At 73.2% G+C, this 25,280-nt stretch carries 23 protein-coding genes and 1 pseudogene; 7 read left to right on the plus strand and 17 right to left on the minus strand.

Going from position 1 to position 25,280, the window contains the following annotated elements; genetic code table 11:
- Window positions 1–18: 18 nt before the first annotated feature.
- The 3 genes from AC07A4_RS34580 (at window position 19) to AC07A4_RS34590 (ending at window position 2,687) form a co-directional block, all read left to right on the plus strand.
- The gene (locus AC07A4_RS34580; protein WP_478606579.1) at window positions 19–609 is read left to right on the plus strand and encodes a TetR/AcrR family transcriptional regulator; all 591 of its coding nucleotides are present in this window, start codon (window positions 19–21) and stop codon (window positions 607–609) included.
- An 18-nt stretch (window positions 610–627) separates the two neighbouring features.
- Complete coding sequence (locus tag AC07A4_RS34585) at window positions 628–684, plus strand: trp operon leader peptide (RefSeq protein ID WP_138966368.1); 57 nt, start codon at window positions 628–630, stop codon at window positions 682–684.
- Window positions 685–797: 113 nt separating this feature from the next.
- Entirely contained in the window at window positions 798–2,687 is a 1,890-nt protein-coding gene (locus AC07A4_RS34590) for an anthranilate synthase family protein (protein ID WP_478606581.1), read from the plus strand.
- On the opposite strand, the gene AC07A4_RS34595 is transcribed toward AC07A4_RS34590, so the two are convergent.
- From AC07A4_RS34595 to AC07A4_RS34615, 5 genes are all read right to left on the minus strand, one after another.
- Window positions 2,630–3,634: a 2-hydroxyacid dehydrogenase gene (locus tag AC07A4_RS34595; RefSeq protein WP_478606584.1), complete on the minus strand. Its 1,005-nt coding sequence runs from the start codon at window positions 3,632–3,634 to the stop codon at window positions 2,630–2,632. The genes AC07A4_RS34590 and AC07A4_RS34595 overlap by 58 nt on opposite strands.
- Window positions 3,635–3,806: 172 nt before the next feature.
- On the minus strand, window positions 3,807–4,835 hold the full coding sequence (locus AC07A4_RS34600) for a 6-phosphofructokinase (protein WP_478606587.1): 1,029 nt from the start codon (window positions 4,833–4,835) through the stop codon (window positions 3,807–3,809).
- 170 nt (window positions 4,836–5,005) lie between these two features.
- Window positions 5,006–5,728, minus strand: coding sequence for a response regulator (locus tag AC07A4_RS34605; RefSeq protein ID WP_478606590.1), 723 nt, complete (start codon window positions 5,726–5,728; stop codon window positions 5,006–5,008).
- On the minus strand, window positions 5,725–6,930 hold the full coding sequence (gene macS / locus AC07A4_RS34610; protein WP_478606591.1) for a MacS family sensor histidine kinase: 1,206 nt from the start codon (window positions 6,928–6,930) through the stop codon (window positions 5,725–5,727). The genes AC07A4_RS34605 and macS overlap by 4 nt, the downstream gene beginning before the upstream one ends.
- A gap of 157 nt (window positions 6,931–7,087) precedes the next feature.
- Window positions 7,088–7,834 carry a lysophospholipid acyltransferase family protein gene (locus AC07A4_RS34615; protein ID WP_478606594.1) on the minus strand — a complete coding sequence of 249 codons (747 nt, stop codon included), beginning with the start codon at window positions 7,832–7,834 and terminating at the stop codon, window positions 7,088–7,090.
- A 168-nt stretch (window positions 7,835–8,002) separates the two neighbouring features.
- On the opposite strand from AC07A4_RS34615, the gene AC07A4_RS34620 reads away from it, so the two are divergent.
- Both AC07A4_RS34620 and AC07A4_RS34625 read left to right on the plus strand, forming a co-directional pair.
- The gene (locus AC07A4_RS34620) at window positions 8,003–8,782 is read left to right on the plus strand and encodes an alpha/beta hydrolase (RefSeq protein ID WP_478606596.1); all 780 of its coding nucleotides are present in this window, start codon (window positions 8,003–8,005) and stop codon (window positions 8,780–8,782) included.
- A complete protein-coding gene (locus tag AC07A4_RS34625; protein WP_478606598.1) occupies window positions 8,775–9,434 on the plus strand; it encodes a hypothetical protein in 660 nt (219 codons plus the stop codon). The genes AC07A4_RS34620 and AC07A4_RS34625 overlap by 8 nt, the downstream gene beginning before the upstream one ends.
- Here the strand turns inward: AC07A4_RS34625 and AC07A4_RS34630 are convergent.
- From AC07A4_RS34630 to AC07A4_RS34655, 6 genes and pseudogenes are all read right to left on the minus strand, one after another.
- A complete protein-coding gene (locus AC07A4_RS34630) occupies window positions 9,431–10,192 on the minus strand; it encodes an endonuclease/exonuclease/phosphatase family protein (protein ID WP_478606600.1) in 762 nt (253 codons plus the stop codon). The genes AC07A4_RS34625 and AC07A4_RS34630 overlap by 4 nt on opposite strands.
- 120 nt (window positions 10,193–10,312) lie before the next feature.
- Window positions 10,313–11,266 (minus strand): ROK family glucokinase, encoded by a 954-nt coding sequence (locus AC07A4_RS34635; protein WP_478606603.1) that lies wholly within the window; start codon window positions 11,264–11,266, stop codon window positions 10,313–10,315.
- A 52-nt stretch (window positions 11,267–11,318) separates the two neighbouring features.
- Window positions 11,319–11,822 (minus strand): annotated as a pseudogene (locus AC07A4_RS34640) (DUF5304 domain-containing protein); the annotation flags it as partial.
- A 309-nt stretch (window positions 11,823–12,131) separates the two neighbouring features.
- Entirely contained in the window at window positions 12,132–13,331 is a 1,200-nt protein-coding gene (locus AC07A4_RS34645) for an ArsA family ATPase (RefSeq protein WP_478606606.1), read from the minus strand.
- Between the two features lie 129 nt (window positions 13,332–13,460).
- Window positions 13,461–13,895 carry an SRPBCC family protein gene (locus AC07A4_RS34650; RefSeq protein WP_478606607.1) on the minus strand — a complete coding sequence of 145 codons (435 nt, stop codon included), beginning with the start codon at window positions 13,893–13,895 and terminating at the stop codon, window positions 13,461–13,463.
- An 81-nt stretch (window positions 13,896–13,976) separates the two neighbouring features.
- Window positions 13,977–14,747, minus strand: a complete 771-nt coding sequence (locus tag AC07A4_RS34655; protein ID WP_478606610.1) for a metallophosphoesterase family protein — start codon at window positions 14,745–14,747, stop codon at window positions 13,977–13,979.
- Between the two features lie 331 nt (window positions 14,748–15,078).
- On the opposite strand from AC07A4_RS34655, the gene AC07A4_RS34660 reads away from it, so the two are divergent.
- Window positions 15,079–16,875: an AMP-dependent synthetase/ligase gene (locus tag AC07A4_RS34660; protein ID WP_478606613.1), complete on the plus strand. Its 1,797-nt coding sequence runs from the start codon at window positions 15,079–15,081 to the stop codon at window positions 16,873–16,875.
- Window positions 16,876–17,113: 238 nt separating this feature from the next.
- On the opposite strand, the gene AC07A4_RS34665 is transcribed toward AC07A4_RS34660, so the two are convergent.
- Window positions 17,114–18,256: a glycosyltransferase family 4 protein gene (locus AC07A4_RS34665; RefSeq protein ID WP_478606615.1), complete on the minus strand. Its 1,143-nt coding sequence runs from the start codon at window positions 18,254–18,256 to the stop codon at window positions 17,114–17,116.
- Between the two features lie 232 nt (window positions 18,257–18,488).
- On the opposite strand from AC07A4_RS34665, the gene AC07A4_RS34670 reads away from it, so the two are divergent.
- A complete protein-coding gene (locus AC07A4_RS34670) occupies window positions 18,489–19,712 on the plus strand; it encodes a glycosyltransferase 87 family protein (RefSeq protein ID WP_478606771.1) in 1,224 nt (407 codons plus the stop codon).
- Here AC07A4_RS34670 and AC07A4_RS34675 read toward each other — a convergent pair.
- The 5 genes from AC07A4_RS34675 to AC07A4_RS34695 all read right to left on the minus strand — a co-directional run bounded on the left by AC07A4_RS34675 (window position 19,669) and on the right by AC07A4_RS34695 (window position 25,179).
- Window positions 19,669–20,868, minus strand: coding sequence for a hypothetical protein (locus tag AC07A4_RS34675; RefSeq protein ID WP_478606618.1), 1,200 nt, complete (start codon window positions 20,866–20,868; stop codon window positions 19,669–19,671). The genes AC07A4_RS34670 and AC07A4_RS34675 overlap by 44 nt on opposite strands.
- 49 nt (window positions 20,869–20,917) lie before the next feature.
- Entirely contained in the window at window positions 20,918–21,961 is a 1,044-nt protein-coding gene (locus AC07A4_RS34680) for a C40 family peptidase (RefSeq protein ID WP_478606620.1), read from the minus strand.
- 233 nt (window positions 21,962–22,194) lie between these two features.
- Window positions 22,195–23,268: a C40 family peptidase gene (locus tag AC07A4_RS34685; RefSeq protein ID WP_478606623.1), complete on the minus strand. Its 1,074-nt coding sequence runs from the start codon at window positions 23,266–23,268 to the stop codon at window positions 22,195–22,197.
- 286 nt (window positions 23,269–23,554) lie between these two features.
- The gene (locus AC07A4_RS34690) at window positions 23,555–24,904 is read right to left on the minus strand and encodes an NYN domain-containing protein (protein WP_478606625.1); all 1,350 of its coding nucleotides are present in this window, start codon (window positions 24,902–24,904) and stop codon (window positions 23,555–23,557) included.
- 35 nt (window positions 24,905–24,939) lie between these two features.
- On the minus strand, window positions 24,940–25,179 hold the full coding sequence (locus tag AC07A4_RS34695) for a hypothetical protein (protein WP_478606628.1): 240 nt from the start codon (window positions 25,177–25,179) through the stop codon (window positions 24,940–24,942).
- Window positions 25,180–25,280: the final 101 nt, after the last annotated feature.

Genomic DNA, 25,280 nt, shown 5'->3' on the forward strand with positions numbered 1-25,280 from the left:
GTACGGTACCGTACGGTCATGGCGCAACGGCAGCAGCGGAAAGCCCCGGCGAAGCCCCGGCTGAGCGCGCGGGACTGGGCCGACGCCGCGCTCGTCGCGATCGGCGAGGGCGGCGTCGCGGCCGTCGCGGTGGAGCCGCTCGCGGCCCGGCTCGGCACCACCAAGGGCAGCTTCTACTGGCACTTCGCCAACCGTGACGCCCTCATCGAGGCCGCCCTCGAGCGCTGGACGGAGATCAACACCGAGGGGATCATCAGCGAGGTCGAGGCGGAGCCCGACGTCCGGCGCCGCGTCCGGCTGCTCTTCGCCGAGGCGATCAGCTCGGCGTCCAGCGACCCCCTGGAGGTCTCGCTGCTCGCGACGGCCTCGCACCCCGCGGTCGCCGCGGCCCTGCGCCGCGTCACCGAGCGCCGCGTCGCGTATGTGGCGGGCCTGTTCTCCGCGCTCGGCTTCCCCGCCCCTGAGGCCCGGCGCCGGGGGCTGCTCGCGTACACGGTCTACCTGGGCCACGCGCAGCTCGGGCACGCGGCGCCGTCGGTGCTGCCGCCCGAGGACGAGTTCGGCGCCTATCTGGACGAGGCCCTCGACGTCCTGATGGCGCGCCCGTGATGCGCTAGGGTGCGGGGCATGTTCACGCAGTCGACCCGTTCCTGGTGGTGGCCCGCTCATCCGGCGGCCCACTGACTGCGCGTACGCAGCAGACATCGCGAAGGCCGCCCGAGGGGCGGCCTTCAGTGTTTCCCGGACGGCTTCCGGGACCGGCCGTTCCTCTCCCTCCCAGAGAAGGAACAGCTCCCATGCACCTCTCCGACCTCCTGACCGACGACCGTCCCTTCGCGCTGCTTCGCCGCCGCGCCCCCGGCCGCGACCACGACACGGTCGAGGTCCTGACCGGCCCCGTGGCCGCGTACGACCGGCTCGCCGACCTGCCCGATGGCCTCGCGCTCGTGCCGTTCCGGCAGATCAGGGAGCGCGGCTTCGACGTCACCGACGACGGCACCCCGCTCCTCGCGCTCACGCCCGACGAGAGGTACGAGATCCCGCTCCAGCAGGCCCTCGCGGAGCTGCCCGCGCACGACGTGCGGGTCGAGGGCCGGGGCTTCGACGTGAGCGACGAGCGGTACGCGGAGATCGTCGGCCGGGTCCTTCGCGAGGAGATCGGGAGCGGCGAGGGCGCGAACTTCGTGATCCGGCGGACGTACGAGGGCGAGATCCCCGGCTTCGGGCGCGCGGACGCGCTCGCGCTGTTCCGCAGGCTCCTGGAGGGCGAGCGGGGCGCGTACTGGACGTTCGTCGTGCACACCGGGGACCGGACGCTGGTCGGGGCGAGCCCGGAGGTGCATGTGCGGATGTCCGGCGGGACGGTGGTCATGAACCCGATCAGCGGCACGTACCGCTATCCCGCCGAGGGGCCGAGCGTCGAGGGGCTGCTTCGCTTCCTCGACGACGCGAAGGAGACCGAGGAGCTGTCGATGGTCGTCGACGAGGAGCTCAAGATGATGTGCACCGTCGGCGACATGGGCGGCGTGGTGGTCGGGCCGCGGCTGAAGGAGATGGCCCACCTCGCGCACACCGAGTACGAGCTGCGGGGGCGCTCCTCGCTGGACGTGCGGGACGTGCTGCGCGAGACGATGTTCGCGGCGACGGTCACCGGCTCGCCGGTGCAGAACGCCTGCCGGGTGATCGAGCGGCACGAGACCGGAGGCCGTGGCTACTACGCCGGTGCCCTGGCGCTCGTCGGCAGGGACGCGGGCGGGGCGCAGACCCTCGACTCGCCGATCCTGATCCGCACCGCCGACATCGACGCGGACGGCCGCCTTCGGGTGCCGGTCGGCGCCACCTTGGTGCGCGGCTCGGACCCGGCCGGGGAGGTGGCGGAGACCCACGCGAAGGCGGCGGGCGTGCTCGCGGCGCTCGGGGTGCGGCCTGGGCGGCCCCGCGGCGAGGGCGCGCGGCCCGCGCTCGCCGACGACCCGCGGGTGCGGGCGGCGCTCGACGGGCGCCGGGCCTCGCTCGCGCCGTTCTGGCTGCGGATGCAGCCGGCGGGGCGCGAGCTGTCGGGGCACGCCCTGGTGGTGGACGGCGAGGACACGTTCACGGCGATGCTGGCGCACGTGCTGCGCTCGTCGGGGCTCGCGGTGACCGTGCGGCGCTATGACGAGCCAGGCCTGCGCGAGGCGGTGGAGCGGCACGCGGGCCCGGTCGTCCTCGGCCCTGGCCCCGGCGACCCGGCCGACGCGGCCGACCCGAAGATGCGGCTCCTTCGGGGGCTCGCCGCCGAGCTGATCCAAGGGCGGCGGCAGCCGGTGCTCGGGCTCTGCCTCGGCCATGAGCTGATCGCGGCCGAGCTGGGCCTCGACCTCGTCCGCAAGGACGTCCCGTACCAGGGCGCGCAGACGACGATCGACCTGTTCGGGCGGCGGGAGACGGTCGGCTTCTACAACAGTCACGTGGCGCGCTGCGACGACGACGCGGAGCTGGAGCTGGCCGCGCACGGCGTCGACGTGAGCCGGGACCGGGCGACGGGCGAGGTGCACGCGCTGCGCGGCCCCGGCTTCGCCTCGCTCCAGTTCCACCCGGAGTCGGTGCTTTCGCTGGGCGGCGCCGCGGTGGTGCGCGAGCTGCTCGGTCAGCTGGCCGGGAGCCCGGGCACCAGCACGTTCTCGGAGCGGCGGCCCGCGAGGTAGTCCAGGACGTTGGCGACCGTGACGTCGATGATCTGGCCGACGGCGTCCTCGGTGTAGTACGCCTGGTGCGAGGTGACCACCACGTTCGGGAAGGTGACGAGGCGGGCCAGGGTGTCGTCGTCGACGACCTCCAGGGACCTGTCGAGGAAGAAGAGACCGGCCTCGGCCTCGTACACGTCGAGGCCGACGCCGGTGAAGCGGCCCGCGCGCAACTCCGCGACCAGGGCCTCGGTGTCGATGAGGCCGCCGCGGCTGGAGTTCACCAGGATCGCGTCGTCCTTCATCGCGCGCAGGGCGTCGGCGTCGATCAGGTGCCGGGTCGCGGGCAGCAGCGGCACGTGCAGGCTGATCAGGTCGGACTCGGCGAGGAGCTGTTCCTTGTCGACGTACTTCATGCCGAGCCGTACGCATTCGGGGTTCTCGGCGACGTCCCAGCCGAGCAGGTTCATGCCGAAGCCATACGCGATCCGGGTGAAGGCCTCGCCGATCTTGCCGGTGCCGAGGACGCCGGCGGTGCGGCCGTGCAGATCGCGGCCCATCAGGCCGTCGAGGCGGAAGTCGAAGTCGCGGGTGCGGTTGCTGGCGCGGACGACGCGGCGGTTCACGGCCATCGCCAGGGTCCAGGCGAACTCCGCGACGGAGTACGGGGAGTAGGACGAGACGCGGGCGACGGTGAGGCCGAGGCGCTCGGCGACCTGGAGGTCGATGTTGTTGAAGCCGGTCGAGCGCTGGGCGATCATCTGGGTGCCGCCGGCGGCGAGCGTCTGCAGGACGCGGTTGTCGAGACTCGCGTTCACGCTGGTGGAGATGACCTCGTAGCCGGCGGCGATCGGGGCGGTGTCCTCGTTGAGGAAGACGTCCAGACAGCGGATGTCGTGGTGCGGGGCGAAGGCCTTCTCGATGAGGGGGCGCTCGTCTGCCTGGACGCCGAAGGCGAGAATCTCCACGGGGTCACTCCCGTTTGGGGTACCAGGTGTGCCGTACAGGGTGAATATACGGTTCCCGGCGGCTGGGCGCCCCCTCTACTACCGGTGCCCCGGCGGCTGTGGGCTGTGCCCACCCGTTCCGCCCTCTGGGCGGACCAGCTGCCCACAGAGGGAGCCAGCCGCGAGCACACCGTCAGCCGAAGAAGACGCCCACCTCGGCGTACCGAGCCGGGTCCACCGTCTTCAAGTGGGCGGTGGCGTCGGCGATGGGGACGCGGACGATGTCCGTGCCCCGCAGCGCGACCATCTTCCCGAAGTCGCCGTCCTGGACGGCGTCGATCGCGTGCAGCCCGAAGCGGGTGGCGAGCCAGCGGTCGAAGGCGCTCGGGGTGCCCCCGCGCTGGACGTGGCCGAGGACCGTCGTACGGGCCTCCTTGCCGGTGCGCTTCTCGATCTGCTTGGCCAGCCACTCCCCCACGCCGGACAGGCGCACATGTCCGAAGGAGTCGAGCGACTCGTCCTTGAGGACGACGTCGCCGTCCTTGGGCATCGCACCCTCCGCGACGACCACGATCGGGGCGTACGAGGCCTTGAACCGCGAGGTGACCCAGGCGCAGACCTGGTCGACGTCGAAGCGCTGCTCGGGGATGAGGATGACGTTGGCGCCGCCCGCGAGGCCCGAGTGCAGCGCGATCCAGCCCGCGTGGCGCCCCATGACCTCGACGACGAGCACGCGCATGTGCGACTCGGCGGTGGTGTGGAGGCGGTCGATGGCCTCGGTGGCGATGCCGACGGCCGTGTCGAAGCCGAAGGTGTAGTCCGTGGCGGACAGGTCGTTGTCGATGGTCTTCGGTACGCCGACGACGGGGACGCCGTACTCGTCGGTGAGGCGGGCCGCGACGCCGAGGGTGTCCTCGCCGCCGATCGCGATGAGCGCCTCGACCTCCAGCTTGGCGAGGTTCTCCTTGATGCGGCGGATGCCGTTCTCGGCCTTGAGGGGGTTGGTGCGCGAGGAGCCGAGGATGGTGCCGCCCCGGGGCAGGATGCCGCGGACGGCCGGGATGTCGAGCTGAACGGTGTCGCCCTCCAGCGGCCCGCGCCAGCCGTCGCGGAAGCCGACGAAGTCGTGCCCGTACTCCTGTACGCCCTTGCGGACGACGCCCCGGATCACGGCATTGAGCCCGGGGCAGTCGCCGCCTCCGGTCAGAACTCCTACCCGCATGGAAATGTCCCTTCGCCGCGGTTGCGCTGACGCGAGCCACGCTAATGGTGATCCGCGTCACTCCGGGATGGGGCGAACGGTGAATTCCGTTGCGTGGTACGGGAGTTGCCAGTGAGGTGATCGATCGGGTTCACCCGAAGGTGGTCACTTCCGGGGGGCGCTCCTCGGGGTCACGCCCCGCCGGGCTCCTCCGTGTCGAGGCCGCGCTCGATGGCGTACCGCACGAGCTCCACCCGGTTGTGCAGCTGGAGCTTGCCGAGGGTGTTCTGCACGTGGTTCTGCACCGTGCGGTGCGAGATGACCAGGCGCTCGGCGATCTGCTTGTAGCTCAGGCCCTTGGCGACCAGGCGCAGGACCTCCGTCTCGCGGTCGGTCAGGCGCGGGGCGCCGGGCTCGTCGGCCGCGGCGGGCGCGGGCTCGGAGGCCAGGCGGCGGTACTCGCCGAGGACGAGGCCCGCGAGGCCGGGCGTGAAGACCGCGTCGCCGACGGCGGTGCGGCGCACCGCGTCGATCAGCTCGGCGGTGGACGCGGACTTCAGGAGGTAGCCGGTGGCACCGGACTTGACCGCCTCCAGGACGTCGGCGTGCTCACCGCTCGCGGACAGGACGAGGACGCGCAGGGCGGGGTTGGCGCCGACGAGTTCCTTGCACACCTGGACGCCGGGCTTCAGCGGCAGGTTCAGATCGAGGACGAGGACGTCGGGGGCCACGGCGCCCGCGCGGCGCACCGCCTGCTCGCCGTCGCCCGCGGTCGCCACCACGTCGAAGCCGGACTCGGCGAGGTCCCGGGCGACGGCGTCGCGCCACATCGGGTGGTCGTCGACGACCATCACCTTCACCGGTTCCGCGGCGTCCGGCTGGTGCTGCTCAGGCTGCTCAGGCTGCTCGCTCATCGGATCGCTTCCGCCTTCCCCCGTGCGTCCCTGGGGACGCGTAGTTCCACTTCCGTTCCCTGGCCCGGCACCGAGATCAGCTCGGCCGTGCCGCCGATGTCCCGCAGCCTGCCGCGGATCGACAGGGCGACGCCGAGCCGCCCCTCGCCCTCGGCCTGCGCGAGCCGCCCCCGCGGGATGCCGGGACCGTCGTCCCTGACGGTGACGATGACGACGTCCGTCTCGTCCTCGACCAGGATCCAGGCGCGCGCGGCCTCCCCCGCGTGCTTGCGCACATTGTCCAGGGACGCGCCGACGGCCGCGGCGAGTTCCCGGGCCGCGTGCGGCGGAAGCGGCACCGGGGCGCCCGGTTCCGACAGCGTCACGCGGGACCCTGCGTACGGCACGAGCAGCGCCCGCAGATCGCAGTCGGCCGCCGGTGCCGCCTCGTCCGGCTCCGCCGCGCCACGGACGACGGCTCCCAGGGCGGCGTCCTCCGAGACCTGGCTCGGCGGCACCAGGCCCCCGGCGACCAGCGTGCGCAGGGCGACCTCCTGCTCGCCCGCCATGCGGCCGAGCTCGGCCGCCTCGCCGCCGATGGCGTTGCCCCTGCGCTGCACCATCGCGAGCACCTGGAGCACGCTGTCGTGGATGTCGCGGGCGAGGCGCTCGCGCTCGCGGGTCGCGGCCTCGATCTCCAGGGCGCGGGCCAGGGTGCGCTCGGAGGCGCGGGCCACCTCCACCACGTAGCCGATGGCGATGGAGGCGATGCACACCAGCAGGACGTTGTGGACGGTGTCGCGGCTGAAGGCGCCGCGCTGGACGACGTTGGCGACGCCGACGAGCAGCGAGGCGAGCGCCGCCCACCGCCAGCCGCCCTTGATCGCGAAGGCGAGCACGGCGCCCGCGGCCCATATCGAGGGCAGCGTCGGGCCGCCGTCGGCGATCCGCTCGGGGGCGTCGGCGGCCCGGGTCAGCAGGATGCCGGTGAGCGCGACCGCGAGGTCCACGGCGAGGAACGCCCTGGTGCAGGTCTCGGCGCCGGCGACCTTCGGCAGGGTGGCGAGGGTCCAGACGGCGAGCACCGCGAAGTAGGCGACGGCCACCCAGGGGCGGGCGAAGTCGCCGTGCGCGGCGACGAAGAGGGCGATGGCGTACAGCATCGTCAGAACGCGGTACGCGGCGAGCGCGCGCCACAGCGGCAGCTCGACCGACATCCTCATGACGCCCCACCCTTTGCGCCTCAACCGGCGCCGCTTTCGCGGACCGGGTTGCTCACCGTCGTGGTTTCTCCATCGATGGTTGCGGTCGCCCTCGCAGAGAAAACGGCTTCACCTCAATGACCCCACCCCAGGCACCGCCCCCCTCGCGCCGACGCCGCTAGGCCCCGGACCGTTCCCGTTCCGCCTTCTCCGCCTTCACGGCTTCCTTCGCGGCCTTGGCCGCCTCCGTGAGCTGGCGCTTCGCCGCGGTCGCGTAGATGTCCACGTACTCCTGGCCGGAGAGCTTCATGATCTCGTACATGACCTCGTCGGTCACCGCGCGCAGCACGAAGCGGTCGTGCTCCATGCCCTGGTAGCGGCTGAAGTCGAGCGGCTCGCCGATGCGGATGCCGGGCCGCATCAGCTTCGGCATCACCTTTCCCGGCGGCTGGATCTTCTCCGTGTCGATCATCGCCACGGGGATGACGGGCGCGCCGGTGGCGAGCGCCACGCGCGCGAGGCCGCCGGGCTTGCCCCGGTAGAGGCGGCCGTCGGGCGAGCGGGTGCCTTCGGGGTAGATACCGAACAGCTCGCCGCGCTCCAGGACCTCGATGCCGCTCTTGATGGCGGCCTCGCCCGCGCCGCGCGCGCCGGAGCGGTCCACGGGCAGCTGGCCGACGCCCTTGAAGAAGGCGGCCGTCATCCGGCCCTTGACTCCGGGGGTGGTGAAGTACTCGGCCTTCGCGATGAACGTGACCTTGCGGTCGAGAACCGCGGGCAGGAAGAAGGAGTCCGAGAACGACAGGTGGTTGCTCGCCAGGATGGCGGGGCCCTCGGCGGGAATGTGCTCGAGGCCTTCCACCCAGGGCCTGAAGGCGAGCTTCAGGGGCCCTCCGATGGAAAACTTCATTGCGCCGTAGATCAAACCGAGTGCCTCCTGTGTCTGTGGATCAGACCATAACCCGAGTGGGCCGGTCCCTCTCCCTGGAGCGGACCGACGGCCCTGGTCGGTGTCAGTCCGGTCGCGTACGGTGAAGTACTCCCCGCACGCGTAGTACCCCCCTTGTGCCTCACCTCACGAAGGAGACCGAAGGTGCCGGTCCTGCCCGGAGCCGAGCCGTACCGCCACGAGGGCGGCGAGGTCGGCGTCCTGCTCTGTCACGGCTTCACCGGATCCCCGCAGTCACTGCGCCCCTGGGCGGAGTATCTGGCCGAGCGCGGCCTGACGGTGTCGCTGCCGCTGCTGCCGGGCCACGGCACGCGCTGGCAGGACCTCCAGATCACGGGCTGGCAGGACTGGTACGCGGAGGTGGACCGCGAGCTGCGCCAGCTGACGGAGCGCTGCGCGGAGGTGTTCGTCTTCGGGCTCTCCATGGGCGGCGCCCTGGCGCTGCGCCTCGCGGCGAAGCACGGTGACGCCGTGCGCGGCGTGGTCGTCGTCAACCCGGGGAACAAGGTGCACGGCCTGGCCGCGCACGCCCTGCCGGTGGCCCGCTTCCTGGTGCCCACCACCAAGGGCATCGCAAGCGACATCGCCAAGCAGGGCTCGGACGAGGTCGGGTACGACCGGGTGCCGCTGCACGCCGCGCACTCGCTGCGGCGCTTCTTCCAGCTCGTGGACTCCGAACTGCCCCAGGTCACCCAGCCGCTGCTGCTCCTGCACAGTCCGAACGACCACGTGGTGCCGCCCGCCGACTCGGCGCGCGTGCTCAGCCGCGTCTCGTCCACGGACGTCACGGAGATCCTGCTGGAACAGAGTTACCACGTCGCGACGTTGGACCACGACGCGGACCGGATCTTCGAAGAGAGTTACGGGTTCATCGGCCGGCTCGCCCCCAGCGCAGGCAAGGAAGGGACGGCCACCGGTGGCTGAGCAGCAGGACCGCGACGAGAGCCGCGAGCCCGACGAGCGGACGGGACCCCCCGGCGGGGAGCCCCCCGCGCCGCTGGACGAGGAGGCCGCCTGGCGCGCCATCGTCGCCGGGTACGGCGAGGAGCCGGTGGACCCGCCCGGCGTGAAGCCGTTCAAGTCGGTCGAGGACCTGGCGCTCCTTGAGGCTGAGTCCAACGGCCCCGCGGGCGACGGCGAGCGCCCCGACCTGTCCAAGGACACCGGCGACAAGAACAGCGACAAGAGCGGCGGCGAGGGCGGCGACGGCGAGGCGAAGCGGCCGCTCGGCAGCTCCATCTCCTTCGCCCCCGGCGTCGGCGGCGCGGGCCCGCGGGACTACGAGGCGCCGGAGCCCTCCGAGGACGACTTCGACGACGGCGACGAGGGCCACTTCGTGCCGCCCGAGCCGCCGCCGCTGCCGGAGGCCGACGTCACCGCCAAGTTCGCCTGGCTGGCGGTGATGGGCGGCCCGCTGCTGCTCCTGCTCGCCGTGCTGCTCGGCTGGCAGATGACGTGGTGGCTGACCACGCTCGGCCTCGGCGGCTTCCTCGGCGGGTTCACCACGCTGGTGGCGCGCATGCGCGGCGGCGACGACGAGGAGGACGAGGACCCGGGGCGCGGGGCCGTGGTCTAGCCCCTGGGCAGCCGGAGGGCCGCGAGCACCGGCAGATGGTCCGTGGCCGCCTTGAGGTCGCGGTCCGTCACGCCGGGGTGGCCCAACGGCACGCCGCAGCCGAGGACTTGGACGCCCGGGGTGGCGAAGATCGCGTCGATGCGCTGGTGCGGGTCGGCGGGCGTCGAGGTCTGCTCGCCGCCCCAGGGCGCGGCCGCCCAGCAGTCCTGAAGGCCGTCCGCGAGCCTGCGGAAGGTGCGTCCTTCAGGGCGGTCGTTGAGGTCGCCGCCCGCGACCGCGTGGTCCACGCCCATCGCGGCGAGCCGGTCGAGCAGCATCCCGCCCTGGTCGTACCGCTCGTCGCGCTGCAGGCTCAAGTGGCAGCTGAGGACGCCGAGCCGGACGTCGCCGAAGCGCACGACGGCCGTGGCGAAGCCGCGCCGGTGCAGGCCCGGCGTCAGCGGAAGCAGCACGTCCTCGGTCCGCTCCACGGTGGCCCTGAGCGAGCACAGCAGCGCGGGCCCGGCGGCGGTGCCGCCGCCGGAGAGCAGCACCAGGTCGCTGGCGCGGGCGAGCCGGGCGAGCTTCTTGCGCCAGCGGAAGAACCGCGGCGCCTCCTGCACCAGGACGAGGTCGGGTGCGCAGGCGGCGATGACACGGGCGAGGGCGTCCGTGTCATCGCGCATCGAGCGGATGTTGTAGCTGAGCACCCGGATGACGGCCGAACCGTCCGGTTCGGTGCGGGAGTTGGGGAGCGTACGCGTCGGGCTCGTGGGCATGGCGATCAAGATACGGGACTGGCACACGGCAAAGCGCCGGACAGGCTGTTCACAGCCTGTCCGGCGCTTGAGGACGAGCGCGCAGCGCGATCGACGGCGCCCGCAGCCGCCGGAAGCCGCCTACATGACCGGATCAGGCTCCCGAGCCAGATCGGCCGCGCCGACGAGCCCGGCCTTGTTGCCGAGCCGCGCCGCGATGACCTCCGCCTGCGGACGCCACTGCGCGCCGACGAGCCACCGCTTGAAGGACTTGCGGATCGGGTCGAGCACCAGCTCGCCCTCGTCCGAAAGGCCGCCGCCGATGATGAACGCCGACGGGTCGAAGAGCGAGGCCAGGTCGGCGAGGCCCGCGCCGACCCAGCGGGCCAGCTCGCGGTAGGAGTCCACGGCGACCGGGTCGCCCTGGCGCGCGGCCATGGAGATGTGCTTGCCCTCGATGCCTTCGGGGGTGCCGTCGCCGAGCGAGAGGAGGTACTCCGCGTTCTCCGGGGCGGCGTTGGCGCGCTGCTTCGCGTACCGCACGAGGGCGCGGCCCGAGGCGTACTGCTCCCAGCAGCCCTGGCTGCCGCAGCCGCACAGCAGGCCGTCCGGCACCATGCGGATGTGGCCGAACTCGGCGGCGACGCCGAAGTGGCCGCGGCGCAGCTTGTTGCCGATGATGATGCCGCCGCCGAGGCCGGTGCCGAGCGTGATGCAGATGGCGTTGCGGTGGCCCTTGCCGCCGCCGAACTTGTACTCGCCCCAGGCGGCCGCGTTGGCGTCGTTCTCGACGACGACCGGCAGGCCCACGCGCTCCTCGACCTTGTCCTTGAGCGGCTCCTGGCGCCAGTCGATGTTCGGTGCGAAGTAGACCGTGGAGCGCTGGCGGTTGACGTATCCGGCGGCGCCGATGCCCACGCCGACGATCTCGTGCCCGGCGCGCGCGCCCTCCACGGCGGAGGCGATCGCGTCGACGATGGCCTCGGGGGTGCCCGGCGTGGGCACCTTGAACGTCGACAGGATGTGGCCGTCCTCGTCGACCACTCCGGCCGCGATCTTCGTGCCGCCGATGTCGACGCCGATGGTGAGTCCCATGAATCCCTCAGTTCGATCGAGCCCCGCTACGGCCCACCGTACCCGAGGGGGGTCAGTCCAGATCGATGCGTTCCCCAGGTCCGGGACCCTCGTCAGGGCCTTCGGAGCCGCCCTGCCGGGCCGTCCGGCCGCCGGTGTCGCGGGTCCAGCGGCCCTCCTGGCCCGTGACCGCGCTGCGGTAGGCCGCGAGCAGTTCGGAGCCCGCGGCGGCCAGGTGGTCGACGACGTCGGGGTTGCGTTCGAGGACGGGTTCGACGGCGGCCTTGGCCTGCTTGACGACCTGCTGCACGGTCTCCCGCACGGCGCCCTGGGCGACCGCGCCGAACAGCGGGCCCTGGAGGCCGCCGAGCAGCGGGCTCTGGAGTCCGGAGAGCTTGTCCGAGACGGCGTCGACGAGCTTGCGCAGCTCCTCGGCGGCGGAGCCGGGGGGCGGGCCGTACTGGGCGCGGCGGCGGGCCTTCTCCGCGGCGAGGTCCTCGGCGCAGGCGGCCGCCCACGCGTCGGCGTCGGGGGCCTCGGGGGCGTCAGGAGCCTCGGTGGCGGCGGGGGCTGAGGGGGCCTTGGCGGCAGCGGTGGTCTCGCGTACCTCGGGGGACGCCGCGGTCTCTGTGGTCTCCGGCGCCTCCGGGGTCTGAGAGGCCGCTGCCTCGGGGGCGTCCTGGGGTGCTTCAGGGGCGTCCTGGAGTGCTTCGGGGCGCGCGGGTTCGTCTTCGCGCGGCTCGTGCCGAGGGGAGGCGGTGTCCTGCGGCTCGGGGCGCTCCGGTTCGGACGCGCCGCGCTTTATGGGGTCGCTCATGACAGGCTGTCTCCTGCGCAGGGCCGACGAATTCGTACCCTCGACGTTACCCGAATGGCGGCAGGGCGTTCACCGGGTCCGGGGCCAGAGATCCGGGTCCGGCGCGAAGCGCACGCGCAAGTCCCCGTCGCGCAGGCCCGCGCCCGTGACGGTGCAGCGGCGCAGCGCGGACGGCAGCGAAACGATCCGGCGGAACGGGCCCGCGGTGACGACGAGTTCGTCGCCCCGCCGCACCAGGTCGAGGTCCTCGCGGGCGGCGCCCGGCAGCGGGATGGTCCAGATCAGCAGGGACTCCTCGGCGCGCGCGTCGGTGACGGGCCACTCGACGGCCGCGGGGGCGGGGCCGGGACCGGGCGCGGCGAGCGCGGTGAGATCGTCGCGGCCGCGCGGGTCCTGGCCGAGGTGGCGCACGCGGTGGGTGGGGTACGTGCGGTGGTCGGCCTCCCACTCCGCGAGCGCCTTGTGCTGCTGGGCGCGCAGGGGGGCGAGCCAGGAGCCGCCGTCGCCATCGCCGTCGCCGTCGTCGGGCAGGACGCGGTTGGCGACCAGGTCGTCCAGACGCAGGCCCTGCAGGGCGAGTCCGAGGGCGGCCGCTGCCACGGCGTCCGCGCCCGCGGGGCCGGGCTCGGCGACGAGCCGCACGCTGGTGTCCGGGCCCTCAATCAGGCGCTGGGCGGCGGCGAGCCGCTCCTCGCCGCGGGCCGCGGTCTCGTACAGCGACGCGGCGGGCACGGGGACGCCCGCGAGGCGGCCGAGCATGGGGCGCAGCGCGCGGGCCGCCTGCCGCTCCGGGGGCAGCAGGCGCCGCAGATAGCGGCGCAGCTGCTCGGGCAGGGCGAGCAGCGCGAGGGCGCGGGGGGCCGCGGGCAGGTCGACGACGAGCGTGTCGTACGGGCCGTGGGCGCCCTCGGCGACGTCGTGCAGGGCGCGCAGCAGGGCGAGCTCCTCGGCGCCCGGCAGCGGGGTGAGCTCCTCGGCGTCGACGCGGTCGGCGCCGAGCAGGTCAAGGGCGGGGCCCGCGTGGTCCTGGAGGGCGAGCAGGGCGGCGCGGAAGGTGTCGTCGGGGGCGGGCCGCAGGGCGGTCAGGCCGGGCGCCACGGGTGCGGGGCGGGGTCCGGTGGGCGCACCGAGGGCCGCGCCCAGGGTGTCGTGGCGGTCCGCGGAGAGGACCAGGGTGCGGGCGCCCTCACGGGCCGCGGTGAGGGCGGTGGCCGCCGCCACCGTGGTCCGCCCGGCGCCGCCGGGGCCGGTGATGAGGAGGGTGCGCATGGTGTCCGTACTGGGCCCTTACTGTGTCGGCGCCCGGCGGCCGCGGCGCCGCGTGCGGCCGCTCGGCTACCTCAGCTACCTCAGCTACCTCAGCTACCTCAGCTACCTCGACTACCTCGACTACCTCGACTACTTGGTCTCGACGCGCTGCTTCAGGCCCGCGAGGGCGCGGTCGATGATGACCTTCTCCGCCTTGCGCTTGATCATGCCGAGCATGGGGATCTTGACGTCGACGGTAAGCCGGTAGGTGACCTCGGTGCCCGTGCCCGCGGCCTTCAGGAGGTAGGAGCCGTCCAGGGAGCGCAGCATCTGGGACTTGACGAGGGTCCAGGACACCTCGTGCTCGCCGGTCCAGGTGTACGCAAGGGTCTGGTCGTCCTTGATCGCGCCCGCGTCCATGACGAGGCGGACCTGCTCGGCGCGGCCCGCGCCGTCCGTCGCGAGGACCTCGGCCTCCTTGACCTCACCGGTCCATTCCGGATAGCGCGCGAAGTCGGCGATCACGTGCATGACGTCGGCCGGTGCCGCCTCGATCGTGATGCTCGAGCTGGTGTGTTCCGCCATCGCTGTGGCTCCTCCAGATGCGGTCCGGTACGGGGGCTGTGTCTGCCGCGTGAAGGCTACCTCGCAGCGCGCGGGCCGAGCTCACCACTCCAGGGCCCATGGCCTGCCGGAGCCCGCGAAGTGCCCCACGTTCACACACTCCGTCGCGCCGATCCGCATCCTGCGGACGAGCGGCTGGTGGACGTGGCCGAAGAGGGAGTACCGCGGCCGGGTCCTGCGGATCGCCGCCAGGAGGGCGCGGCTGCCGCGCTCGAAGCGGCGGGCCACGGTGTCGTACACGAGCTCGGGGACCTCCGGCGGGATGTGCGTGCACAGCACGTCCACCTCGCCGACGGCCTCGATCTTGGCGGCGTACTCCTCGTCGCTGATCTCGTACGGCGTGCGCATCGGCGTCCTGAGGCCGCCGCCGACGAAGCCGAAGACGCGACCGCCGATCTCGACGCGCTCGCCGTCGAGGACCGTGGTGCCGGGACCGGCGTATTCACGCCAGAGACGTGGGATGTCGACGTTGCCGTACGTGGCGTACGTCGGGGTGGGAAAGGCCGCGAAGAGCTCGGCGTACTGCTTGCGGACCGCGCTCTCCACCGCGGGGCCGCGGTCGACGCCCGCCCACAGCGAGGCGCCGAAGGCGCGGGCCTCCTCGAAGCGGCGGGCGGTGCGCAGCTCCACGAGGCGGGTGGCGTTCTCTTCGCCGAAGAGGTCCGGGAAGATGCCGCGCGCGTGATCGGCGTAGTCGAGGAACAGGACCAGGTCGCCCAGGCAGACGACCGCGTCGGCGCCGTCGCCCGCGCGGGCCAGGTCCGCGGCGTTGCCGTGCACGTCACTGACCACATGGACCCGGAAACCTCGCATGCCGGTCACCCTAAGGCGCCCGGGTCGCGCCGGGACAGGGCGGGGCGAGGGACCGGGGCACGGCGGTGGGACCTGCGGTTACTTCCGAGTCAGGAAGAGCGTGGCGTACTGTGCGGTTCAGACCACAACGTCGTGTGACGCACGGAACATCTGGCCCGGCCCCCCTACCGAACCAGCCATACCGGTGGGTAACGTCCGGGCAGTCCAGTAGTGCTCAGCCCGTCAGTGAACCCCCCGAAGCCCCCTACGGCTGAGCGCCTGCCCGACCTTGGACCGCACCGTCGCATCGCACAACGTCGTGGCGTCGGCGCCCTATGTAGGAGCAGCAGTCTTGCGCGAGTTCAGCCTTCCGGCCCTGTACGAGGTCCCCGCGGACGGCAATCTGACCGACATCGTCCGCCGCAACGCCGCGCAGCACCCGGATGTCGCCGTCATCGGACGCAAGGTGAACGGGCAGTGGGAGGACGTCACGGCGACGGCGTTCCTCGCCGAGGTGCGCGCCGCCGCCAAAGGTCTGATCGCCGCGGGCGTGGGCCCGGGCGACCGCGTGGGCCTGATGTCGCGTACGCGCTACGAGTGGACTCTCTTCGACTTCGCGATCTGGAGCGCGGGCGCGGTCACCGTGCCGGTGTACGAGACCAGCTCCGCCGAGCAGATCCAGTGGATCCTCGGTGACTCCGGCGCCGTGGCGTGCGTCGTCGAGTCGGACGCGCACGCGGCCGCGGTGGACTCCGTGCGCGACCGCCTGCCGTCCCTCGCCCATGTGTGGCAGATCGACCGGGGCGCCGTCGAGGAGCTGAACCGGGCGGGCGCGGAGGTCACGGAGGACACCGTCGACGAGCGCAGCGCCGTCGCGGGCGCCGACGACCCGGCGACGATCGTCTACACCTCGGGCACCACCGGACGCCCCAAGGGCTGCGTCCTCACCCACCGCAGCTTCTTCGCGGAGTGCGGCAACGTGGTGGAGCGGCTCAACCCGCTGTTCCGTACGGGTGAGTGCTCGGTGCTCCTCTTCCTGCCCGTCGCGCACGTCTTCGGCCGTCTGGTGGAGGTGGCCGCGCTGATGGCCCCCATCAAGCTGGGCCACGCCCCCGACATCAAGCACCTCACCGACGAACTGGCCGCGTTCCGGCCGACGTTGATCCTCGGCGTGCCGCGCGTGTTCGAGAAGGTCTACAACGGGGCGCGCGCCAAGGCGCAGGCCGACGGCAAGCTGAAGATCTTCGACAAGGCCGCGGACACGGCGATCGCGTACAGCCGCGCGCTCGACGCCCCTGGCGGCCCCTCCCTGGGCCTGCGCCTGAAGCACAAGCTGTTCGACAAGCTCGTCTTCAGCAAGCTGCGGGCCGTGCTCGGCGGGCGCGGCGAGTTCGCCATCTCCGGCGGCGCCCCGCTGGGCGAGCGCCTCGGCCACTTCTTCCGCGGCATCGGCTTCACCGTCCTTGAGGGCTACGGCCTCACCGAGTCCTGCGCGGCCACCGCGTTCAACCCCTGGGACCGGCAGAAGATCGGCACGGTCGGTCAGCCGCTGCCCGGCTCGGTCGTCCGCATCGCCGACGACGGCGAGGTGCTGCTGCACGGCGAGCACCTGTTCAAGGAGTACTGGAACAACGAGGGCGCCACCGAGGAGGCCCTCGCCGACGGCTGGTTCCACACCGGGGACATCGGCACCCTCGACGAGGACGGGTACCTGCGGATCACCGGCCGCAAGAAGGAGATCATCGTGACGGCGGGCGGCAAGAACGTCGCGCCCGCCGTCATTGAGGACCGCATCCGCGCGCACGCGCTCGTCGCCGAGTGCATGGTCGTCGGCGACGGACGCCCGTTCGTGGCCGCGCTCGTCACCCTCGACGAGGAGTTCCTGGGCCGCTGGGCCCAGGAGAACGGCAAGCCCGCCGGGGCCACGGCGGCGTCCCTGCGCGAGGACCCCGACCTGCTCGCCGCCGTCCAGCGGGCCGTGGACGACGGCAACGCGGCGGTGTCCAAGGCCGAGTCGGTACGCAAGTTCCGCGTCCTCTCCGCCCAGTTCACGGAGGACTCCGGCCACCTGACGCCTTCGCTGAAGCTGAAGCGGAACGTGGTGGCGAAGGACTACGCCGACGAGATCGAGGCGCTGTACCGGGGGTAGCCTGGCGGTTTCATCGCCGCTTCGCGGCTCGTCCTCAATCGCCGGACGGGCTAGATTCCCGCGCTTCGCGCTTGTCCTCAATCGCCGGACGGGCTCAAATACCTGCCGGTTGCGGCGAGGTATTTCAGCCCGTCCGGCGTTTGAGGACGAGGCGCGGAGCGCCAATGTCTGTGAGCGGGGGAACGGGGGCAGCCGCACCCGGAGCGGGAAGGGGCGGGCCTGGGGCGCCCCGCGCGGGCTACAGCAGCGCGCGCAGGTCGTCCGCCAAGAGGTCCCAGCGCCACCGCTCCTCGACCCAGGCACGCCCCCGCTCCCCCATCCGCCGCCGCAACTCCGCGTCCCCCAGCAACGCCACGATCCGCTCGGCGGCATCCTCAGGGGACCCGCCCCGCACGACCCACCCCGTCTCCCCGTCGAGCACGGCGTCCGGCGCCCCACCGGAGTCCCCGGCGACGACGGGAAGCCCCGTGGCGGACGCCTCCAGATAGACGATGCCGAGTCCCTCCACGTCGAGCCCACCGCGACGGGTGCGGCAGGGCATGGCGAAGACGTCCCCGGCGCCGTAGTGGGCCGGAAGCTCTTCCCAGGGGACGGGCCCCGTGAACACCACGGAGTCCGCGACCCGCGTCTCGGCGGCGAGCCTGCGCAGTTCCTTCTCGTAGGGCCCGCCGCCCACGATCAGGAGCACCGCGTCCGGCTCGGCGGCGAGGATCCGGGGCAGGGCGAGGATCAGCGTGTCCTGGCCCTTGCGCGGGACGAGCCGCGAGACGCAGACCACGACGGGCCGGTCGGTGAGCCCGAGCCGGGCGCGCACGGCGGCGCCGCCGGAGCCGGGGTGGAAGGTCTTCTCGTCGACGCCGGGCGGCAGTTGGACCATGCGCCCGGCGGCGGCGGGCGTCAGGGCGGCGGCGATCCGCGAGCGCGTGTACTCGCCGAGGTAGGTGAGGGTGTCCGTGGACTCGCCGACGCGGCGCAGGAGCTGACGGGACGCGGGCAGCTGCGCCCAGCCCGCCTCGTGCCCGTGCGTGGTCGCCACGAGCCGCCGCGCCCCGGCCCGGCGCAGCGCGGGCGCCATCAGGCCGAGCGGCGCGGCCGCCCCGAACCACACCGACGTACAGCCGTGTTCCTTGAGGAGCGAGACGGCGCGGCGGGTGACGCGGGGGGTGGGCAGCAGCATGGTCGTGGAGTCGCGGACGACCGGATAGGGCTGCTCGGCGTCGAACGCGGCGGTCGCCTCGGCGCCCTCGCGGCTCCGCTTCCAGGTGGAGGCGTAGACGACGATCTCGGACGGGTCCAGGCGCAGCGCCATGTTGTGCAGGAACGCCTGGATGCCACCGGGCCTGGGCGGGAAGTCGTTCGTGACGATCAGGGTCTTGTGCATCGACGCCGACAGTACCGGGCCTGCGGCCGCACTTGCTCCGGTGGCCCCGCCGCCCCGCCGCCCCGCTGCCCGGCTGCCCCGCTGCCCGGCGCCGCTCTATCGCGCTGCGCGCTCGTCCTCAAACGCCGGACGGGCTTGAATGCCCGGCCGCGCCTTCCCGTTTCCCCGTCCCACACCGAGGCATCATGGCCACCAAACCCCATCAAAACATCCAATAACGGGCGTGGTGTGCATGACGGAACTGCGGCTTCTGGCCCTCTGGTCGGTGACCAGGGCCCTGCTCCTGCTCTGCGTCTTCAAGGTGCTCCTCGTCCCGGGCCCGGACGTGACCAGCGACGTCACGGTCATCTACCAGGGCTGGTACGAGGTCCTGCGCACCGGCACCTTCCCCCTGGACGACGTCGCCTGGCAGTACCCGCCCGCCGCCGCGCTCGCGGTGCTCGGTCCCGGCGCGCTGCCCTTCCTCAGCTACCCGGCCGCGTTCTTCCTGCTGTGCTTCGTGGCCGACGCGGTGGTGACGGGCCTGCTCGTGCACGCGGGCGGCGGCCCGGGGCGCACCCCGCGGGGCGCCTGGGTGTGGACGGCAGGCGTGGCCCTGCTCGGCCCGACGGTGTACGCGCGCTATGACCTGATGGTGACGGCCCTGGCCGTGGCGGCGCTGCTCGCCGGGGCGCGCCGGGCGCGCGCGACCGGGGTCCTCGCGGGTCTCGGCGCGCTGGTGAAGGTGTGGCCGGTGCTGCTCCTGCTCGGCGTGGAGCGGGGGCGGGCGACGCGGCGCGCCTGGGGCGCGGCGGCGGTCACCGCGGGCGCGGTCGCGGTGGTGTGCGTGGCGGCGATGCCGGGCGCGTTCGCGTTCCTGGCCTTCCAGCGCGACCGGGGCACGGAGGTGGAGTCCCTGGGCGCGCTCGTCTTCCACGTCGCGCGCCACCTGGGCTGGGAGGGCACCGTCCAGCTCAACTACGGCTCGGTGGAATTCCTCGGCCCGTACGTCCCGTTGGTGAGCGCCCTCGCGCAGGCGCTGACGGTGGTGGCCTTCGGCTGGCTGCTGCTGTGGCGGGTGCGGGCCCGCGTCTGGTCGGTGACGACGCCCGCGGACGCCGCGTTCGCCGCCGTGCTGCTGTTCACGACGACCAGCCGGGTGATCAGCCCGCAGTACCTGGTGTGGCTGGTGGGGACGGCGGCGGTGTGCCTCGTCTACCGCGAGAGCCGCATGACCGTGCCCGCCGTGCTCGTCCTGGCCGCGACGCCGGTGACGCTCCTGGAGTTCCCGGTGTGGTTCGCGCACGTGGTGGCGAGCGACGCGCTGGGCGTGACGCTCCTGGTCGTCCGCAACGGCCTGCTCGTGGCGGCCACGGTCCTCGCCTGCCGGACGCTGTGGCGGGCGACGGTGGTCCCCAGGACCGCCCAGGACCTCAGCCGAGCTCCTGCCGCAGATAGTCCCGCCAGCGCGCGGTGAAGTCCTCCGGCGTGGTGTCCAGGACGTCCCGCAGGGCCTCCTCGACCGCGTCGGCCCGCCGGTCGTGGGCGCCGACGGCCGCGTAGAACTCCACGAGCTTGGCCTCGCCCCACTCCTTGGCGATCATCCGGCAGGCCAGCCACGCGCCCTCGTAGGCCTGGGCGAGGCGGGCGGCGTCGCCGCTGAAGCCGAAGTCCGCGTCCCTGGGCAGCGTGGCGGGCAGCGAGCCGTCCAGCACGGCGCGCCGCAGCTCCGGCGCGGCCTGCTCGGCGGAGCGGCCCGTGCCCCGGTAGCCGACCCAGTCCGCGAAGCCCTCGGAGAGCCACAGCGGGGTGGCCCGCGAGGTGTGGGCGCGGGTGGCGACATGGGTGGTCTCGTGGGTGAGGACGACCTGCTTGCCGAGGTCGCCGAGGACGCCGTACGCCTCGGGGTTGACGATGATCCGGTCGGCGGGCGCCTTCCCGGAGCCGCCCGCCTCGCCCGTGGTCACCGCCGCGATGCCCTGGTAGCCGGACGCGGGCGCGCCGAGCAGGTCCGCCATGCCGTCCAGGGACTTCGGCACGAGCACCACGACCCGTCCTGGCCAGGGGCGCGGCCAGGCGGCCCGCACGGCGGGCACCGCCTCGTCGGCGAGCCGCGCGTACCGCCGCAGGTCCGCGCGGTCGCGGCCGACGCCGAGCACCAGGCTGTGGGTGCCGCGCACGGACTCGACGCGGCCCTGGTCCCAGAGCTGTTCGACGGCCTTGCGCGCGGGCCGCTCCGCCGTCACGTACCAGCGCCCGTCGCGCCGTTGGAGCGAGAGCGCGCGGTCGGCGGTGAGGGGCGCGCGGTCGTAGCCCGCGACGCGGTAGCTCAGTTCGGCGGTGGCGGTGGCGCGGGAGCCTTCGCGGTCGAAGTCCTTCAGGCGGTACGCCCAGGACCGCAGGGGCAGCTCGCGGAGGTTGTCGTACCCGGCGGCGGGCCCGCCGGTGGCGCGGTAGGCCCGCGCGTCGCGGTCGAGGACCGCGGTCGCGCGCCGCTCCAGGAGCCGCCGCACGTCGTCGGGCGCGGCGTCCGACCGCGCGGGCCCGCCGCAGCCCGCGAGCACGGCGGGGGCGAGCACCGCGAGACACAGTCCCGCCGCCCGCACTCCACGCCCACGCCGTCGACCAGCCATGTTCCCGATCGTACGGGGACGGCGCCCGCCGCCCTCGCTCCTGCGCCGCTCAGACCCGCGTGACGGAGGAGACCGGCATCATGCCCACCGGGTCGTAGCGCACCGCGGCGCCCGGGTAGGGCGCGTGCACCACCTGGCCGTTGCCGACGTACATCCCGACGTGGCTGGCGTCGTCGCGGTAGGTGACGAGGTCGCCGGGCTGGGCCTGGGAGAGCGGCACCTGCCGCCCGGCGTACCGCTGGGCCTGCGAGGTGCGCGGCAGGCCGACGCCCGCCTGCGCGTACGACCACTGGGTGAGGCCCGAACAGTCGAAGCCGGTGGGCCCGTTGGCGCCCCACACGTACGGTTTGCCGACCGCGGAGCGCGCCGCGGCGATGGCGGCGGCCGCGCGCGAGGACGCGGGGGCGCCCCCGCCGCCGGAGGCGGAGAGGTCGGGGCGGGCCTCGCCGCCGTCGGAGCGCGAGGCCCTGTCGTACTCCTGGCGCTGCGCCGCCGACAGGGAGTTGAGCAGCCGCCGGGCCTTGGCCAGCTTGTCCTCGACGACCCGCTTGTGGCGGGCGACGGCCTTGCGGCTCTTCTCAAGCTCGGCGAGTTTGCGGGTGGCCTCCGTGCGCTCCTGGGAGAGTTCGCGCTGGGCGCGCTGGAGCTTGGCGAGGCGGCCGGTCTGGCGGTCGCTGACGCGGTCGAGGCGGGAGGCCCGCTCCAGGTAGCCGTCCGGGTCGGAGGACAGCATCAGGGCGAGCGAGGGGTCGATGCCGCCGGAGCGGTACTGCGCCTCGGCGAGCGTGCCGATCGCGCCGCGCATCGCGTTGATGTGCTCCTGGCCGCGGGCGACCTTGTCCTTGGCCCGCTCGACCTGACGACGCAGCGTGTCGGCGCGCTCGTCCGCCTTGTTGTACGCCTCCGTGGCCTGTTCGGCCTGCTCGTAGAGCCGGTCCACCTTGGCCTTGGTCGCGGCCGGTGTGTCGGCGGGCGCGGCGCTCGCGGGGACCGCGAGGGCCGCCGCCGCGGTGGCGGCGGACAGCACGGTGACGGTGGCGGTGCGCGCGCTCCGGTCGAGGCCGGTGGCTGCGGGACGGCGATGGAACCCCACGGGTAGCCGCTCTCCCTTCCGCTGGACGGACCCCCGTGGACGCGGGAGCCGCACCCCGGTTGTCGGGGAACGCGCGCGACAGTAGCCGCGTGATCACGTCGCGGCCAAAGACCCTCGCCGTCTACGCACAGTGACGCCCCGCCGGAGACGCAGGTCACCGACGGGGCACGGGGTCACTGGAAGGTGGCGGAATTCGCCCGAACGGGCGGCGCCGCCCACGGCCGTTGGAGGGATCAGATGCGGACGCCGAACTGGAACGGCATGTTGTTGATCGACTCGTAGCGCACCACGGCGCCGGTGCGCGGGGCGTGCAGCACCTGGCCGTTGCCCGCGTAGAAGCCGACGTGGTGCAGGTCGCCGTAGAAGATGACCAGGTCGCCGACCTTGAGGTCGCTCTGCGACGCGATGCGCGTCCCGTAGCTGGCCTGGGCCTGCGAGGTGCGCGGGATGGAGACGTCGGCCTGCGCGTACGCCCAGGAGGTGAGGCCGGAGCAGTCGAAGGAGCTGGGGCCGCTGGCGCCGTAGACGTACGGCGAGCCGATCTTGCTCTGCGCGGCCGCGTACGCCGCCATGGTGCGGCTGGAGCCCTTCGCGCCGCCCTTGGGGGCGTCGGTCTTGGGCGCTTCGGAGGGGTCCGAGGCGTTGGACGCCTTGCGCTCGGCGTCGCGGCTCGCGCGGTCCTCCTTGGCCTTGAGGGCGGCGCGCTCCTTGGCGGACAGCGAGTTGAGCAGGCGCTGCGCCTGGCCGAGCTTGCCCTGGACCTCGCGCTTCTTCTTGCCGAGCTCCTCGCGCGTGGTGGCGAGGTCGGCCAGCTTGTCGGAGGCCTCCTTGCGCTGCTGCGCGAGGGTGCGCTGCTTGGCCTGGATCTTCTTCAGGGCCTCGGCCTGCTTGGTGCTCAGCTGGTCGAGCGCGGAGGCCTTGTCCAGGTAGCTGTCCGGGTCGGAGGAGAGGAACAGCTGCAGGGAGGGGTCTATGCCGCCGGAGCGGTACTGCGCGCTGGCGAGCGAACCGACGCCGCCGCGCAGGTCGTTGAGCTCGTCCTGGCCGCGGGCGACCTTGTCCTGGAGGCGGTCGACCTGCTTCTCCAGCTTCTGCTGCTTCTCCTTGGCGCCGTTGTACTTCTCGGTCGCCTTCTCGGCCTCTTCGTAGAGCTTGTCGACCTTGGACTTGACCTCGTCCTTGCTCGGCTTGTCGCCGGGCGCGGCGTTGGCCGCCTGCGAGGTGAGCGCCACGGCAGCGGCGGCGGTCGCGGTGAGCACGGTCACGCGGGTGCGGCCCGGCTGCTTGGGTCGACGGTGGGACGCCACGAGGGCGGCTCCTTCGATGAGTGATCAACAGAGCGGAGGTTTGGGCGTGACCCTAGTGACCCCATTGTGATCAGATCAAATCCTCACCGGAAAAAAGTCGACCGTCCATCGTTTTCTTTACAGAAGATCGACGTTCAGTAGCGGTCAGTTGACGGTGCGTCGCATCCGACGTCGGACCAATTCGGTCATACGGTACGGGAGTTACGGATGGGGCCAGCCAGGCGAAAGCCGCCTTCGCGGTGCGGGGAAGCCGCCCTCAGCCGACCTCAGCCGCCGTCAGCCGACCTCAGCCGCGTGAGAGCCGCTTCAGGAGCACCGCGGAGGCCACCGGCCGCGCCCCCGCCTTCGCGATCCCGTCGGCCACCTCGCGGTCGGTCGAGGCGACGATCACCGGGCGTCCCGGCGGTTCGGCCCGCACCAGCTGGCGGATCAGCTCGTCCGCGGTGACCCCCGGCTTGGAGAACAGCACCCGCACCCCGCGCGGCGGCGCGAGCAACACTGGCGCGGCCAGCTCGGCGCCGTCGAAGACGCAGGTGACCTCGGCCCCGCTCTGGAGCGCCAGCTGCGAGAGGGAGCCGAGCAGGCGAAGGCGCTGCTTCTCCAGGGGCATCGTGGGATAGCCGGTCTTGGTCACGTTGTAGCCGTCCACCACCAGATGCGCCTGCGGCAGGGCCAGGAGCTGGTCGAGGATCGCCGGGTCGTTCTCGGACAGGGCGCGCGCGGCGATGTCCTTGGGCGTCATCCGGCCGGGCTCGACGGCGTCCACGGTCTCGGCGGGCCGCACGGACACCGGCGGCAGCGCGAGTTCGCGGCGCAGGCCCTGGGCCGCGTCGAGCACCGTGTCGAGCAGCAGCCGCACCCGCATGTCCTCCACGCTGCGGCCCTCGCGGGCGGCCCTGCGGGCCGCCTCAAGGGCCGCCTCGGCCTCGCCGAGGCGCGCCTTGAGCCGCCGCGCCTCGCTCTCGGCGGCGGACAGCTGCGTCTGCCCCTCGGCGCGCGTGGCCTCGGCGTCGGCGGCGGCCTTGCGCAGGGCCGCCTCGCCGCGCTTGACGTCGCTGAGGGCCCCGCGCAGCTTGCGGTGCATCGATTCGGCTTCCTTCTTCGCCGCGTCCAGCTCCGCGCGAAGGCGCTCGGTCTCGGTCTTGGTGTGGGCGCGGGCGGCGGCGAGCTCCGCGCGCAGCCGCTCGAGCTCGGCCCTGGTCTCCTCGTCGGCGCGCTCGGCGTCCGCCCGCTGGGCCTCCTCGCCCGCCGCCGTGACGAGCTTCACCCAGCCGGTGGGGCGCAGCACATAGGCGGCGGCCGCCACGTCAAGGGGGTCGGCCGCGGGCGGCGGGGTGCCCGCGTCCAGGGCCCCGGTCAGCTCGGGCTGCGCCTCGCGCAGGCGCTCGCCGATGCGCTGGCGGAACACCGGGTCGCCCTCCAGGGCGGTGGCCATGGCGTTGCCCGCGAACTTCACGCGCCTGCTGGGCGTGAAGCGCGCGTACTGCCGCAGCTGCGGCGGCAGTTCGGCGACGGTCAGGCCGCCGAACCCGTCCGACACGATCTGTACGACCGCCCGCCGCACGCCGTCGGGCAGCGGACGGTCGAGCACCTCAGCGGCGCCGTCCTCCGGCGTTCCGCCCGCGCTCTTAACCATCGGTCACCCCACTAGCTGTGCGGGGCCCGCTCCCTTCAGGAGCCGGCCCCGGGCCTGTCCACGAGTTCCACCTGGTCCACCGCGTTGCACCAGCGGCAGCGGACCGACTCGATGGTCTCACTGACCACCTCGCGTTCCTCGATCTTCGGCGCTCCGGCCAGGTCGAGGTGCACGTATTCGACGACCTTGGAGGAGCGGGTCACGTCGAACCGCGTGAGGTTGCCGCAGAGCGCGCAGCGCCATCGAGTGGAGTCGGTCGGCAGGGGAACCGTCATCGGGGCGTCCGCTTTCCTTCGGGGGTCGTGGTGCGCATTTCCCGTAACCCTAAGGCCTGCATAAGGACCGCCGTGCGCACGCGGGAGAGTCGCCCGTATCT

This window comes from Streptomyces sp. NPDC043996 (assembly GCF_056435225.1).

Coding starts and splice junctions, on each gene's coding strand:
- AC07A4_RS34580 (WP_478606579.1), top strand. CDS start 19: ATGGCGCAACGGCAGCAGCGGAAAGCCCCGGCGAAGCCCCGGCTGAGC.
- AC07A4_RS34590 (WP_478606581.1), top strand. CDS start 798: ATGCACCTCTCCGACCTCCTGACCGACGACCGTCCCTTCGCGCTGCTT.
- AC07A4_RS34600 (WP_478606587.1), bottom strand. CDS start 4,835: ATGCGGGTAGGAGTTCTGACCGGAGGCGGCGACTGCCCCGGGCTCAAT.
- AC07A4_RS34605 (WP_478606590.1), bottom strand. CDS start 5,728: ATGAGCGAGCAGCCTGAGCAGCCTGAGCAGCACCAGCCGGACGCCGCG.
- macS (WP_478606591.1), bottom strand. CDS start 6,930: ATGAGGATGTCGGTCGAGCTGCCGCTGTGGCGCGCGCTCGCCGCGTAC.
- AC07A4_RS34630 (WP_478606600.1), bottom strand. CDS start 10,192: ATGCCCACGAGCCCGACGCGTACGCTCCCCAACTCCCGCACCGAACCG.
- AC07A4_RS34635 (WP_478606603.1), bottom strand. CDS start 11,266: ATGGGACTCACCATCGGCGTCGACATCGGCGGCACGAAGATCGCGGCC.
- AC07A4_RS34645 (WP_478606606.1), bottom strand. CDS start 13,331: ATGCGCACCCTCCTCATCACCGGCCCCGGCGGCGCCGGGCGGACCACG.
- AC07A4_RS34650 (WP_478606607.1), bottom strand. CDS start 13,895: ATGGCGGAACACACCAGCTCGAGCATCACGATCGAGGCGGCACCGGCC.
- AC07A4_RS34655 (WP_478606610.1), bottom strand. CDS start 14,747: ATGCGAGGTTTCCGGGTCCATGTGGTCAGTGACGTGCACGGCAACGCC.
- AC07A4_RS34665 (WP_478606615.1), bottom strand. CDS start 18,256: ATGCACAAGACCCTGATCGTCACGAACGACTTCCCGCCCAGGCCCGGT.
- AC07A4_RS34670 (WP_478606771.1), top strand. CDS start 18,489: ATGACGGAACTGCGGCTTCTGGCCCTCTGGTCGGTGACCAGGGCCCTG.
- AC07A4_RS34675 (WP_478606618.1), bottom strand. CDS start 20,868: ATGGCTGGTCGACGGCGTGGGCGTGGAGTGCGGGCGGCGGGACTGTGT.
- AC07A4_RS34690 (WP_478606625.1), bottom strand. CDS start 24,904: ATGGTTAAGAGCGCGGGCGGAACGCCGGAGGACGGCGCCGCTGAGGTG.
- AC07A4_RS34695 (WP_478606628.1), bottom strand. CDS start 25,179: ATGACGGTTCCCCTGCCGACCGACTCCACTCGATGGCGCTGCGCGCTC.